Annotated in this window: 14 protein-coding genes; 11 read left to right on the top strand and 3 right to left on the bottom strand. The window is 63.6% G+C overall.

What is annotated here, in order from left to right; genetic code table 11:
* The first annotated feature begins 75 nt into the window (after nucleotides 1–75).
* Both J2Z31_RS09740 and J2Z31_RS09735 read left to right on the top strand, forming a co-directional pair.
* The gene (locus tag J2Z31_RS09740) at nucleotides 76–696 is read left to right on the top strand and encodes a hypothetical protein (RefSeq protein WP_209602287.1); all 621 of its coding nucleotides are present in this window, start codon (nucleotides 76–78) and stop codon (nucleotides 694–696) included.
* Nucleotides 697–699: 3 nt separating this feature from the next.
* On the top strand, nucleotides 700–1,176 hold the full coding sequence (locus J2Z31_RS09735) for a GNAT family N-acetyltransferase (RefSeq protein WP_209601694.1): 477 nt from the start codon (nucleotides 700–702) through the stop codon (nucleotides 1,174–1,176).
* Between the two features lie 3 nt (nucleotides 1,177–1,179).
* On the opposite strand, the gene J2Z31_RS09730 is transcribed toward J2Z31_RS09735, so the two are convergent.
* Nucleotides 1,180–1,629, bottom strand: coding sequence for a nucleoside deaminase (locus tag J2Z31_RS09730; RefSeq protein WP_209601693.1), 450 nt, complete (start codon nucleotides 1,627–1,629; stop codon nucleotides 1,180–1,182).
* A gap of 88 nt (nucleotides 1,630–1,717) precedes the next feature.
* On the opposite strand from J2Z31_RS09730, the gene J2Z31_RS09725 reads away from it, so the two are divergent.
* From J2Z31_RS09725 to J2Z31_RS09715, 3 genes are read left to right on the top strand one after another with little or no spacing between them, the layout of a single operon-like run.
* On the top strand, nucleotides 1,718–3,349 hold the full coding sequence (locus J2Z31_RS09725; protein ID WP_209601692.1) for a pseudouridine synthase: 1,632 nt from the start codon (nucleotides 1,718–1,720) through the stop codon (nucleotides 3,347–3,349).
* Between the two features lie 6 nt (nucleotides 3,350–3,355).
* Nucleotides 3,356–3,916 carry a 16S rRNA (guanine(966)-N(2))-methyltransferase RsmD gene (gene rsmD / locus J2Z31_RS09720; RefSeq protein WP_209601691.1) on the top strand — a complete coding sequence of 187 codons (561 nt, stop codon included), beginning with the start codon at nucleotides 3,356–3,358 and terminating at the stop codon, nucleotides 3,914–3,916.
* 48 nt (nucleotides 3,917–3,964) lie between these two features.
* On the top strand, nucleotides 3,965–4,849 hold the full coding sequence (locus J2Z31_RS09715) for a patatin-like phospholipase family protein (RefSeq protein WP_209601690.1): 885 nt from the start codon (nucleotides 3,965–3,967) through the stop codon (nucleotides 4,847–4,849).
* 39 nt (nucleotides 4,850–4,888) lie between these two features.
* On the opposite strand, the gene J2Z31_RS09710 is transcribed toward J2Z31_RS09715, so the two are convergent.
* A complete protein-coding gene (locus tag J2Z31_RS09710) occupies nucleotides 4,889–6,745 on the bottom strand; it encodes a monovalent cation:proton antiporter-2 (CPA2) family protein (protein ID WP_209601689.1) in 1,857 nt (618 codons plus the stop codon).
* Between the two features lie 145 nt (nucleotides 6,746–6,890).
* Between J2Z31_RS09710 and J2Z31_RS09705 the strand changes: the two genes are divergently transcribed.
* The 6 genes from J2Z31_RS09705 (at nucleotide 6,891) to lpxK (ending at nucleotide 12,655) form a co-directional block, all read left to right on the top strand.
* Nucleotides 6,891–8,237, top strand: a complete 1,347-nt coding sequence (locus tag J2Z31_RS09705; RefSeq protein ID WP_209601688.1) for a TldD/PmbA family protein — start codon at nucleotides 6,891–6,893, stop codon at nucleotides 8,235–8,237.
* A 58-nt stretch (nucleotides 8,238–8,295) separates the two neighbouring features.
* Nucleotides 8,296–9,108, top strand: a complete 813-nt coding sequence (locus tag J2Z31_RS09700; protein ID WP_209601687.1) for a 3'(2'),5'-bisphosphate nucleotidase CysQ — start codon at nucleotides 8,296–8,298, stop codon at nucleotides 9,106–9,108.
* Between the two features lie 58 nt (nucleotides 9,109–9,166).
* Nucleotides 9,167–9,403: a DUF4170 domain-containing protein gene (locus tag J2Z31_RS09695; RefSeq protein WP_209601686.1), complete on the top strand. Its 237-nt coding sequence runs from the start codon at nucleotides 9,167–9,169 to the stop codon at nucleotides 9,401–9,403.
* Nucleotides 9,404–9,443: 40 nt separating this feature from the next.
* Entirely contained in the window at nucleotides 9,444–10,757 is a 1,314-nt protein-coding gene (gene waaA / locus J2Z31_RS09690) for a lipid IV(A) 3-deoxy-D-manno-octulosonic acid transferase (RefSeq protein WP_209601685.1), read from the top strand.
* A 17-nt stretch (nucleotides 10,758–10,774) separates the two neighbouring features.
* Nucleotides 10,775–11,476 carry an HAD family hydrolase gene (locus J2Z31_RS09685; RefSeq protein WP_209601684.1) on the top strand — a complete coding sequence of 234 codons (702 nt, stop codon included), beginning with the start codon at nucleotides 10,775–10,777 and terminating at the stop codon, nucleotides 11,474–11,476.
* A 138-nt stretch (nucleotides 11,477–11,614) separates the two neighbouring features.
* Entirely contained in the window at nucleotides 11,615–12,655 is a 1,041-nt protein-coding gene (gene lpxK / locus J2Z31_RS09680; RefSeq protein WP_209601683.1) for a tetraacyldisaccharide 4'-kinase, read from the top strand.
* A 28-nt stretch (nucleotides 12,656–12,683) separates the two neighbouring features.
* Here the strand turns inward: lpxK and J2Z31_RS09675 are convergent, their stop codons facing one another.
* Entirely contained in the window at nucleotides 12,684–12,917 is a 234-nt protein-coding gene (locus J2Z31_RS09675; RefSeq protein ID WP_209601682.1) for a DUF2093 domain-containing protein, read from the bottom strand.
* Between the last annotated feature and the right edge of the window lie 81 nt (nucleotides 12,918–12,998).

The following is a 12,998-nucleotide window of genomic DNA, read 5'->3' as shown; positions in this document are numbered from 1 at the left end:
ATTTGGCGGATTTTTCCGCCAAGGGGCGCTTGAATGACCGCGAGGGGTGCGGTGGGGCTGGCTGGAAGGAATCTCATGGGAATGACGCGAGAGTTGCGATTGTTTGCCGGCATTGCCGCGGTCGTGGCAGGCAGCCTTGTTGTCTCGGGCTGCGTCGGCGGTCCGACCTACGGCACGGACAAAACGGCAGGCGAACAGCTGCTCGATGATCTCGGCAGCGCCGTTAGCCTGGCTCCGCCGAAACGGGACCCGGTCAAGTATCAGCCGCGTCCGGCGTTGGTGCTGCCGCCGAAGGAGCAGCAGGCTGCATTGATCCAGCCGCAGCAGTCGCTCGCAAGCCGCGAAAACAATCCGGACTGGATCGAGTCTCCCGAGGAAGCGCGCGAACGCTTGCGGGAAGAGGCCGACGCCAACAAGAACAATCCCAACTATGTTTCGCCGCTGGCCAAGGCGAGTGCCAACGGCCGCCGGCTTTCCGCCAAGGAGCAGCAGCAGGCCTATCGCGAGGCCCGCAAGATCGAACAGGGCGCCTATTCCGACAAACGCCGCTACCTGAGCGACCCGCCGCTCGAATACCGCCGCTTGCCGGAAGGTGCCGAGATGGATCTCGGCGAGCCGGAAAAGGACAAGGAGCGCAGGCGCAGGAAGGACGCGCAGATCGCCAACAGCGGCAGCAAATGGTACTGGCCATTCTAAGTCATGATCAGCATTCGCGACGCCGTTCCTGCCGATGCGGCGACGATCCTGCGTTTCATCACGGAACTCGCTATCTATGAAAAGGCGGAGCACGAGGTCGAGGCGACCGTAGAGCTTCTTCAAGAATCGCTTTTCGGTCCCGGGGCGGTCACGAGGGCCGTCATCTGCGAGATCGATGGCGAGCCCGCTGGCTTTGCCATTTGGTTCTACAACTATTCCACCTGGCAGGCACGCAAGGGTCTCTATCTCGAGGACCTCTACGTTTCACCCGAGTTTCGCGGTTCGGGTGCGGGAAAAATGCTCCTGAAGCATTTGGCGCGGATCGCGCTCGCCGAGGGTTGCGGCCGTTTCGAATGGAGCGTTCTCGACTGGAACGAGCCGGCCATCCGGGTCTATGAGGCGGTCGGTGCCGAACCGCTGTCGGAATGGACGCGCTACCGGCTTACGGGGAAAGAACTGGAAGCTCTGGCTGCTGATTGAACGTCAACGCCGGGCAGCGAAGAAGTCCCGCAGAATATCGGCGGCCTCTCGCTCGGCGAGTCCGGAATAGACATCCGGCACATGGTGGCAGGTCGGCGAGGTATAGAACCGGACGCCATTCTCGACCGCACCGCCTTTCGGGTCCTCGGCGCCGTAATAGAGGCGGCGTATGCGGGCGAAGGAGATGGCCGCCGCGCACATGGTGCAGGGTTCCAGCGTCACGTAGAGATCAGCTCCCGAAAGTCGCTCGTCGCCGACAGCGGCGGCCGCCTGGCGAATCGCGATAATCTCCGCATGGGCAGTGACGTCGTGGAGTTCACGGGTGCGGTTCCCCGCAGCGGCAATCATCTCGCCATTGAGCACGACGACGGCGCCGATCGGCACTTCCCCGCGCGCACCCGCTTTGCGTGCCTCCGCGAGTGCCGCATCCATGAAGGCTGCCGTTTCCGCCATCACCTGCCCATAATCTCTCTTAACCCAAATTTCTCTTAACCCTGGGCCTTCGACCTGATAGGACAGCCGCAAAAGGCAGGCAATAGAAATGACATCCAAAGACAAGCCCATAAGGCCGGGCAAGCCAAAAGGCCGCGACGGCAAATCTTCTTCCGGGGGCAAGAAGCCCGGCGCCGCAAAGCACGGCGTCGCAGCGGCAGCCTTCAACGCGGACGAGCCGCAACGCATCTCGAAGCTGCTGGCACGCGCCGGCGTCGCCTCTCGGCGGGATGTCGAGCGGATGATCATGGAAGGGCGCGTGAAGTTGAACGGCGTGGTGCTCGAGACACCCGTCGTCAACGCGACCCTTGCCGACAGGATAGAGGTCGATGGTCGGCCGATCCGCGGCATCGAACGCACCCGTCTTTGGCTCTATCACAAGCCGCCCGGTCTGGTGACGACCAATGCCGATCCCGAAGGTCGGCCGACGGTCTTCGACAACCTGCCGGAGGACTTGCCGCGCGTGCTTTCGGTGGGCCGTCTCGACATAAACACCGAGGGCCTGCTGCTCTTGACGAATGATGGTGGGCTCGCCCGTGTGCTCGAGTTGCCCTCGACCGGCTGGCTTCGCCGCTATCGCGTCCGCGCGCATGGCGAGATCGACCAAGCCGCGCTCGACCGGCTGAGGGAGGGTATTGCCGTGGACGGCGTGCTCTACGGCGCGATCGATGCGACGCTCGACCGGGTCCAGGGGTCGAACGTATGGATCACCATGGGCCTGCGCGAAGGAAAGAACCGCGAAATCAAGAACGTGCTCGGCGCGCTCGGTCTCGACGTGAATCGACTGATCCGCATTTCCTATGGCCCGTTCCAGCTCGGCGATCTGCCGGAGGGAGAGGTGCAGGAAATTCGTGGTCGGACGCTCAGAGAACAGCTTGGGCCGAGGCTGATCGAAGAAGCGAAGGCGAATTTCGAGGCGCCGCTCTATAACGAGCAGCCGGCCGCACGTGAAGCGGAGGATCGCCACGAGGAAACGGCTGACGACCAGCCCGGCCGCGGCAAGGCCCGCAAGGAGGACAAGAGGGAACGCGCGCTGGCGCGCCTCGATACGCGTCGCGCCGAAAGCAGCTCGCGTGAGCGCAGCGAGCGTGGACCCGGCAGGTCCGAGGACCGCCCGGTCCGCCCGACGCTGCGCCGCAGTCGCGCGGCGAATGTGTGGATGGCGCCGGGCGCCCGTCCGGTTGCCGCCAAGAAGCCCAACCCGCAGGAGGACGCGGAATCCAAGCCTGGGAACAAGAATCTGGAGCCGAAGCGCACCGGCCGTGCCAAGACCGGCGCCTCTGCTAAGGCATTGGGCGGTCACGACTCGGCCGCGAAGGGCCGCGCGGACAAGGCCGCGCGCCGAAAGGGCGAGGCAACCGCTGGCGGTTTCGACCGCCGCCGCTCTGCCGAGGGTACGGAGCGGAAATCGCGCGACCACGGCGAACGGCCGCCGCGTCGCGACTTAGGTGAGCAGTCGCGGGGCGGGCGCCCGCAGCGCCGCGCGGACGAGCCTCGCTCCGGTGATCGTCCGCGCGCCAAGCCTGCCGGTAGCAAGCCATCGGCAACGAAGTCCTCAGTGCCGCGCTCTTCGGGCCCTCGCGGCGGCAAAACGGGTGGAGGTAAGCCGAGCGGAGGCAAGCCTGGCGGCAAGCCGGGCGGCCGTCCCGGCGGCGGCAAGCCGCGCGACAAGGGAAAGTAATCGGCCGTGCGCATCGTCGGCGGTGAATTTCGTGGTCGTACCCTCGCCACGCCCAAGTCCAACGATATCCGGCCCACCACCGACCGGACGCGCGAGAGCCTGTTCAATATACTGAGCCACAGCTATCCCGAGGCGCTCGACGGCACGCGGGTCCTTGACCTTTTCGCCGGCACCGGCGCAGTCGGGCTTGAAGCGTTGTCGCGCGGCTGCCGCCAGGCACTCTTCGTCGAGCAGGGGGTCGAGGGTCGCGGGCTGCTTCGCGTCAATATCGAAGCGCTTGGGCTGCAAGGACGCGCCAAGATCTTTCGGCGCGATGCGACAGATCTCGGACCGATCGGGACGATCGAACCTTTCCACCTGGTTTTCGTCGACCCCCCCTATGCCAAGGGCCTCGGAGAACGAGCGCTGAAGGCGGCCGCCGCCGGCGGGTGGCTCGTGCGCGGCGCCTTGGTGGTGTTGGAAGAGCGTGCGGATGTGGAACCGAGCTTATCCGTGGCCTTCGATCCCCTGGATGTCCGCACTTTTGGTGACACGCGGATGCATTTCTACCGATTTCTGACTGACTGATTTACCCTGGAGTGTAATTCGATAGACCTGCGGGAACGGGGATGCCTTATGGAGCAGGACGCATCCACACGATCAAAATCACCGACCAGGAAAGGTGAGCCGACGGTGGCGCTCGCCCTAGGCGGTGGCGGTGCTCGCGGTATCGCTCACATCCATGTCATCGAGGCGCTCAACGAATTGGGCATTCGGCCGGTTGCAATTGCCGGTTCGTCAATCGGCGCGCTGATGGGGGCTGGCATGGCCGCCGGCATGACCGGTCTGGAAATCCGAAATTACGCGCTTTCGACCGTCGGCCATCGCGGCGAAGTGCTGAACCGGCTGTGGCAGTTGAGGCCGAGCAGCCTCGCGGAGGCCATGGCCGGCGGAATACGCTTCGGACAACTCAACATCGAGAAGGTACTGAAGGCATTCTTGCCGGAGGCAATCCCGGCCCGCTTTTCCGATCTTGAGATCCCGCTGAAGGTTATGGTCACGGATTACTACGGGCAGACGGAGCGGGTCTGTGACAGCGGCGACTTGCGAAAGGCGCTGGCTGCGTCCTGCGCCCTGCCGGCGGTGTTCATGCCGGTGAAGATCGACGGCCGGGTGATGATAGACGGCGGCATCTACAATCCCATTCCTTTCGACCAATTGCGGGGAGCAGCCGACATCGTGATTGCCGTCGATGTCGTCGGTGGACCGGACGGCGACGGCAAGACCATCCCGAGCCGCATAGACAGCCTGTTTGGCGCGAGTCAGCTGATGATGCAGTCGATTATCGCCATGAAGATGAAGGCCGGTGCGCCCGACCTTCTCTTGCGCCCCGACGTCGGCCGTTTTCGCGTGCTCGATTTCCTTCGGGCACAGGAACTGTTGGCTGCCACGGCGTCTGCCAAGGAACAGATGAAGCAGGCCCTTTGCGACCGCATCCGTCACTGGCAGGCGGGCAACTGACGCTAAAGAGCTGATGGACCTGGCGGCCGCAGAAGAGGTTCAATCCGCTTTCGCCAGCGCTTCGCCCGGGCGGTCGCCATCGGCTGGAAGCCGGGACAGTATCCGTTCTTCCGTTTCAGCGGTGTGATTCACGTCCCGCTTCGGCTTGACCAGAGGCTCGGGCCGCACCGGTTTCGAATGCAGCATATGGCGGCCGGCGGTGATACCCTCGGCTTCCTGCAGGACCAGCCGCGCCTCGTCGCGGCGGCGGATGTCGTCCATGATGCCGATCGCCTCCTCGCCGCCGACCCCCAGCGCCTCGAGCGTCTTGCGGCCGAAGAGCAGGCCCGATTCGAAGGTCTCGCGCAGCTCGTATTCGACGCCCTTACCGCGCAGTTCCAGCGTATGCAGGCGGTCATAGGAGCGGGCGAAGAGGCGTGCATTTGGATATTCGGCCTGAACGAGGCTTATGATCTGATCCGTGACCTCCTTCTTTTGCGTGCAAACGGCGACGATTTTCGCCTTCTCGATTCCGGCAGCCCTCAGCACGTCTAGCCGCGTGCCGTCGCCGAAATAGATCCGGAAGCCGAAGGTCGCCGCCTGGCGCACACGCGCGGCGGAATGATCGATGATCGTGACGTCGCGTCCGCCTGCGAGCAGTATTTGCGCGGCAATCTGGGCAAAGCGGGAAAAGCCGATCATCAGCACGTCAGCGCCGGCGCCCTCGAAATCCTCTTCCAGCTCGTCTTCGATGTCGTCCTGATCGCGCATGAGACGCTTTGCCATGAGCGCGGCAACGGGCGTCAGCGCCATGGACAACGTGACGATTGCGACGAGCAGGGACGCAACGCCCTGCGAGAATATGCCTGCGGCGGCCGCGGCGGTGAAGAGCACGAAGCCGAATTCACCGCCCTGCGGCAGGAGCAACGCGATCCGTACCGCGTCGTTGTGGGCGGAACCCGTTGCCCGGCAGAGGCCGTAGAGGACAAGGCTTTTTACCGCCATTAGCACCGGGACGGCGATGAGAATCAGAAGATAGTTCGCTGCGACCACCCCCAGCTGCAGCGACAGGCCGACCGCCATGAAGAAAAGCGCCTGCAGGATACCGCGAAACGGCTCGACATCCGCTTCGAGCTCGTGCCGGTAGGAGGATTCCGCCAGCAGCACGCCGGCAAGAAATGCGCCCATTGCCATCGAAAGGCCGGCGAGTTGGATCATCGTCGCGGCCCCCATCACCACGAGCAAGGCGGCGGCGATCATGACCTCGCGGGCCCCCGTGCGGGCGATGATCTGAAAAAGAGGGTTGAGCAAATAGCGGCCCGCGACGAAAAGGGCGGTGATGGCTGCGATCGCGATCGCGAAGTTTTCGAGCGGCGTGGTCGTTGCCTCCGGGGTCTGCGCCGCAAATAGCGGGATCAAGGCGAGCAGCGGAACGATTGCCAGGTCCTGCAGGAGTAGGATCGAGAAGGCGCGCTGACCGTAACGCGTATTCGCGTCGTTGTTCTCGTTGAGAATTTGCATGGCGAAGGCCGTCGAAGATAGCGCCAAGCCGAAGCCTGTAATGATGCTCCCCCTCCAGTCGAGAAGATCGAAGAAGGTAAGAATCAGTGACAGGATGAGGCCGGTGGACACCACCTGCGCGGTGCCGAGCCCAAAGATGTCGCGGCGCATCTTCCACAGCCGCGACGGCTTCAGCTCCAAGCCGATGATGAACAGCAGGAAGACGATCCCCAGCTCGGCCACATGCAGGATTTCTTCGCCCTCGGTGATGCTTTGGGCGATCGGACCGATCACAATGCCGGCGGCGAGGTAGCCGAGGATGGTGCCAAGGCCAAGCCGCTTGAAAAGCGGAGCCGCGAGGACCGCGCCGCCGAGCAGCATCAGCGCCTCGGTGTAAATGATCGGTGTCGTTTCCATGCTCACGCTTTCATGCTGGTGGCCGCCGCCTTCCTGAGGGTGCATCTCGCTGGATATTACTTCCATGCGGAGACGGGAATCATGGCGATGCCCTTGATGGATGCTTCAGTGCACAATAAATGGGACAGGAATGAAAGGTCTAATCATGTCTGAGACGATCGATTCCGCCCTCCTCGAAGATCGCGCCGCCGAGCTTGTCGATCGCGCGCTGAAGGCGGGCGCCGATGCCGCCGACGCCGTGGTCGTTCGGGGGCGTTCCCGCTCGGTTTCCGTGCGGCTCGGCAAGGTGGAGGGGACGGAGTCCTCCGAAAGCGACGAGTTTTCCCTCAGGGTCTTCGTCGGTCGGCGTGTGGCCAGCGTCTCTGCAAATCCGGGCTTCGACCTGCAGCTCCTGGCCGAGCGCGCGGTCGCGATGGCGAAGGCCTCGCCTGAGGATCCTTATGCGTCGCTTGCCGATCCCGATCGACTGGCAAAATCCTATCCCGACCTTGACCTGTTCGACGGCCGTGAGGTTTCGACGGAGGCGCTGACGGAGGCGGCGCTCGCCGCGGAAGCGGCAGCGCTGTCAGTGCCAGGAGTCACGAATTCAAGTGGCGCCGGCGCCAGCGCCGGCATGGGCGGGCTGGTGCTCGCCACCTCTCATGGTTTTTCCGGCTCCTATATGGCGACGCGCTTCGGCCGGTCCGTCAGTGCGATCGCCGGAGAAGGCACAAAGATGGAGCGGGACTATGACTATGACAGCCGGCTCTATTTGGACGAGCTGCGCACGCCCGAGAATATCGGCCAGGTCGCCGGCGAAAGGGCAGTCGCGCGGCTCAACCCGCGTCGGGTCGCGACCCAAAAGAACGTGACCGTCGTCTACGATCCTCGTGTCGCCCGCGGATTCCTCGGGCATCTTGCAGGTGCCATCAACGGGGCTTCGGTCGCACGCAAGACGAGCTTCTTGCGCGACATGATGGGCAAGCAGATCATGAAGTCCGGCATTGCCGTCACCGACGATCCGCTGATCCCGCGCGGCGCCTCCTCGCGCCCCTTCGATGGTGAAGGGGTAACCGGCTCGAAACTGTCCATGGTCGAGGATGGCGTTCTCAAGCACTGGTTCCTCTCGACCTCGGCGGCGAAGGAACTCGGGCTTCGGACGAACGGGCGTGGTGTCCGCGGCGGCCCTACGGTCAACCCGGCCTCCACCAATCTCGCCCTCGAGCCGGGCGACATTTCCCGCGACGACCTGATCCGAAGCGTCGGCACCGGGTTCTACGTCACCGAGTTGATCGGCCAGGGCGTCAACATGGTGACGGGCGAATACAGCCGCGGCGCATCCGGCTTTTGGATCGAGAGCGGCGAGATTACCTTCCCGGTTTCCGAGGTGACGATCGCTTCCAATCTGAAGCAGATGTTCATGGCGCTGACGCCTGCAGACGACATCGACAGGAAGTTCGGCATCGCCGCGCCTACTTTTGCTATCGAAGGCATGACGCTCGCCGGATCTTGAATGCGAGCAGACGCCGCTATGGTGAACGCCGGCCCGTGGCCGCGCGTCAAGGAGTTGAATGTCAGAGAAATCCCTCCCGACCAATCGCTGGGATGAGGATCTGGCGCTGATCCTCGCCGCCGCCGTCGCGGCCGGGGACACGGCGCTCGGATATTTCCGCAGGACGGTCGACGTTCGCTGGAAGAATGAAGGCCGCTCGCCCGTAAGCGAGGCCGATCTTGCCGCAAACGACATCCTCAAGGCCCGGCTACTCGGGGCGCGTCCTGACTACGGCTGGCTTTCTGAGGAAACCGACGACGACGAAACCCGCCTTTCACGCGATACGGTATTTGTCGTCGATCCGATCGACGGGACGCGCGCCTTCATCGCGGGCAAGGAGCTCTGGTGCATCAGCGTCGCCATAGTCCATCGCGGCCTGCCGGCAGCCGGGGTGCTCTATGCACCGGCGCTTGGGGAACTCTTCGAGGCGACGCACGATGGCGAGGCGCGCATGAATGGTGAGCCGATCGCGGTGCGTGAGCCCGCCCCAAACGAGAAGCTGCAGGTAGCGGTGGCCGAGGATCTTAGTCGTAAGCTGATTTCCCCCTATCGCGAAAGCATCGCGCGCGTGCCGCATGTGCCGTCGCTCGCTTATCGGCTGGCGATGATCGCGGATGGCCGCATCGACGGCACGATCATCAAACGGAATTCGCATGATTGGGATTTGGCTGCCGCCGACCTCATCCTCGCGCGGGCGGGCGGAACGCTTTGCGGGCTCGACGGCATGCCCCTGTCCTACAATCGCCCGATTGTCAGCCATGGATTCCTGAGCGCTGCATCCGGAGCGGCCCTGCCCGCGCTGCTCGCCGCTTCCCGGCCGCTCGCCCATTGACCTTTAGGGGCGAATGCCGCAAATCAACGCCGACCGTTCAAGGAAAAATGGGAACAAGATGGCTCACGACACCGAAAAGAAACAGCGTCTGCACCTCGTCTTCGGCGGCGAGTTGACGACACTCAAGGAGGTTCACTTCCGCGATCTCGACAAGCTGGACATCGTCGGTATTTTCCCGGATTACGAGAGCGCCCATGTTGCATGGAAGGCCAAGGCGCAGATGACAGTCGATAACGCTCACATGCGCTATTTCATCGTTCATATGCATCGCCTGCTCGACCCGGAAAACGAGTAATGCCGGAAAGGCGTGAAGCTCACGGAGAGGGCGCGCGTTCATGAGTGGCCTTCGCGCACGGCTTGCGCTTTCCGCCTATCGCTGGGTGGGAACGGCGGTCTACTCCGTGGTCGGACCGTATCTCGCGCTCAGGGCAACCAAGGGCAAGGAGGACCCGGCGCGCCGCCGCGAGCGCTACGGCTATGCGAGCGCGCCGCGCCCCGAAGGACCGCTCGTCTGGTTTCATGCGGCAAGCGTCGGCGAAACCATTGCTGTGACCCCGCTGATCAAGGAAATCCGACGCCGCGGCATCGCCGTGGTTCTGACCACCGGAACGACGACGTCGGCACGGGTGGCGGCCGAGCGGTTGGGCTCGATCGTCCTGCACCAATATGTGCCGCTCGATTTTAAGCCGGCTGTGAGCCGCTTTCTCGAATATTGGCAGCCGGACCTGGCAATCATCGCCGAATCGGAGATCTGGCCGATGACTATCGTCGAATTGGGCCGGCGGCACATTCCTCAGGTCCTCGTCAACGCCCGCCTCTCGGACCGCACTTTCGCCCGCTGGAAGAAGCGGCCGTCGCTCGCCGACGCACTTTTCGAGAATCTCGCCCTTGTGATCGCGCAGTCCGAGGTCGATGCGGAGCGCTTTCGGGTGCTCGGGGCCTTGCCGGTGATGGTTTCCGGGAATCTCAAGGTTGACACCGATCTCCCCCCGCACGATCCGCAGGCATTGGGTGAATATCGCCGGCAGATCGGTAGCCGCAAGACCTGGGCTGCAATCTCCACCTTCGAGGGTGAGGAGAACGCAGCGGGCACCGTCCACGGGGCATTGAAGGAGAGGACCGGTCTTCTGACGATCGTCGTACCGCGCCATCCGGAGCGCTGCGACGCCGTCGAGGCGGCGTTGACCGCAAAGGGCCTCAAGGTCGCGCGGCGCACCCGCGGCGATCCGCTAACGCCCGATGTTGACATCTTTCTCGGTGATACGATCGGCGAAATGGGCCTCTATCTCCGCTTGACGGAGGTCGCCTTCGTCGGCCGCTCGCTCTTTGCCGAAGGGGGGCAGAACCCGCTGGAACCGGCGATGCTCGGATGTGCGGTACTCTCCGGCGGCAATGTCCAGAATTTCCGTGACACCTACCAGCTGCTTGCGAAGAACGGCAGCGCCAAGATCGTACGCGACGTCGAAATGCTGGCGAAGGGTGTCAATTACCTGCTGGTCAACGACGATATGCGTCGTTCGATGATCGACGCCGGCCTCGAATCCGTGCAACAGATGCGCGGTGCGTTGACGGCGACGTTGAAAGGCCTGGAGCCCTACGTCAATCCGCTCGTTGTGAAGGCGCGGCTTGCCCCTCGCGCGGAAGCTTAGGACACTCGGATAGGACCATGACAAGGAAGGCCATCGCCGGCATATTGTTCGACAAGGACGGTACGCTCCTTGACTACGCCAAGAGCTGGGTGCCGGTGAACTATGAGCTGGCGCGGATCGCGGCCAGGAGCGACGAGGGCCTTGCGCGCATACTTCTCCAGGCAGGCGGGATGGATCCGGATACCGGCCAGGTCGCGCCCGACAGCCTGCTTGCCGCCGGCAATACTGTGGAGATCGCGACCGGAATGGTGCGTGCCGGTGCGCCGTTTAGCGTCGACGAATTGACGGCGCTGTTCGATGGCCTCTTCGCGCGTTCCGTGGACTATGCCGTGCCGGTCACTGATCTGGCTGCTTTCTTTGCCTCATTGCACGCCAAGGGATATCGTCTTGGAGTCGCCTCGAGCGACAACGAGCGCTCGATCCGGGAAACAGCCAAGCGATTCGGTTTCGAAAGCTACCTGCACTACGTCGCCGGCTACGACAGCGGCTACGGTGTCAAGCCGGAGCCGGGGATGGTACTCGGTTTCTGTGCGGCTACGGGGCTTACGCCCGACCAGGTGGCAGTCGTCGGAGACAATAACCACGACATGCACATGGGGCGCAGCGCCGGCGTTGCTATGACCGTTGCCGTGCTGAGCGGGACGGGCTCTCGCCAGTCCCTCGCTGCAGCATCGGATCATTGCCTGATGAACATCACCGAGCTCGAAGCCGTTCTTTGAAACGTCGGTCCCGCAGATCGACTTGCCTTTTTCGCCATTCTGACGTTTTTTGTGGCAACAACGACCCTTGTTTGCGGTGATGGCGGGTTGATCGGCAATCGTCAGGGGTCGGCAAGCGGCGGAGGCGGCACGTCAGAAATGGTATCGGAAGCGCCCCCCTTCTGGTGGACCAACGCGGACTGGCGCGCCTATACGCTCTGGCCTGTGTCCCGGCTCTATGGCGCGATCGCCGGGCTGCGCATGGACCGTGCACGTCGCGCCATGCCGCCCGTGCCGCTCATCTGCGTCGGCAACTTCACTGTCGGCGGAGCCGGCAAGACACCAACGGCCATCGCCCTTGCTCGGGCAGCCAAGGCGAAGGGACTGACTCCCGGATTCTTGAGTCGAGGCTATGGCGGCTCGCTTGACGTCACGACGGTGGTGAAGCCTGACCACCATCGCGCGCGGGACGTGGGCGACGAGCCGCTGCTGCTGGCGCGCGAGGCGTTGACCGTCATTTGCCGGCGGCGGGTCGACGGTGCCCGCAAGCTTGCCGCCGAGGGCGCCGACATCATCATCATGGATGACGGCTTCCAGAGCGCTCGCCTGGTCTTCGATTTCGCTCTTCTGGTGATCGATTCCTTCCGCGGCGTCGGCAATGGCCATCTCGTACCATCCGGTCCGATTCGCGCGCCAATCGGCCATCAGCTCCGCCACGCCTCGGCCCTTCTGAAGCTCGGCCAGGGGCCAGCTGCCGACCCGCTGATCCGCCGCGCCGCGCGGGCCGGCAAGCCGGTCCATGTTGCGGACACCGTGCGGCTCGACGCTGGCTCGCTTGCCGGTCTCAAGGTGCTTGCCTGGGCGGGGATTGCCGATCCGGAGAAGTTCTACCGCACGGTTCGCGAGGCGGGCGCCATTATAGAGGAGACGCGGAGTTTCCCCGACCATCACCATTTTTCCGAGGACGAGATTGCCGACCTGCTCGATCGAGCCGAAAGCCATGGCTATACGCTCGTGACCACGGCCAAGGACATCGTGCGCCTGGAACCCGGTCACGGACGATCTGCGGAACTGGCTGAAAAGAGCAGGGTGATCGAAATCGAAGTGCGCTTCGACGATCCCTCGGCGCCGGGCAAGATCATCAAGGCGACGCTCGATGCCGCGCGGTCACGCAAACTCCGCCGGGGCAAAACCCCATAGCAGGGGACTGCAAGTTTCCTGCTCTCATTCAGCGTTGCTGCGTCGCCAGCGTCCCGGCGCGCCGTTCGGCTTCGAGCGAAGCTGCCGCGTCAATATAGGCCTCTTGGCGGGCGACGCTCCAATAGCGAAGTTCATCCACCGGTATCGGCTTGCCAGTCACGGCGCAGACCACATAGGAGCCGGCCAGCACGATCTGAAAATCGCCGTCGAGGTAGCGAATCTTGGCCTCGCGAGAGGAATTTCCGTCGAAACGGTTCATCATTGTGCCTGCTTTTTGAGTGCTGTTGCTTTCGATCTATCCCGGCCCACGGGAAATGACCAGGGGAACTGCAAAACCGCCATG

Origin of the sequence: Sinorhizobium kostiense (genome assembly GCF_017874595.1) — a bacterium.
GTDB classification, from domain to species: domain Bacteria; phylum Pseudomonadota; class Alphaproteobacteria; order Rhizobiales; family Rhizobiaceae; genus Sinorhizobium; species Sinorhizobium kostiense.
The sequence above is the reverse complement of the archived record's forward strand: the minus strand, read 5'-3'. Positions and strand labels throughout refer to the sequence as shown.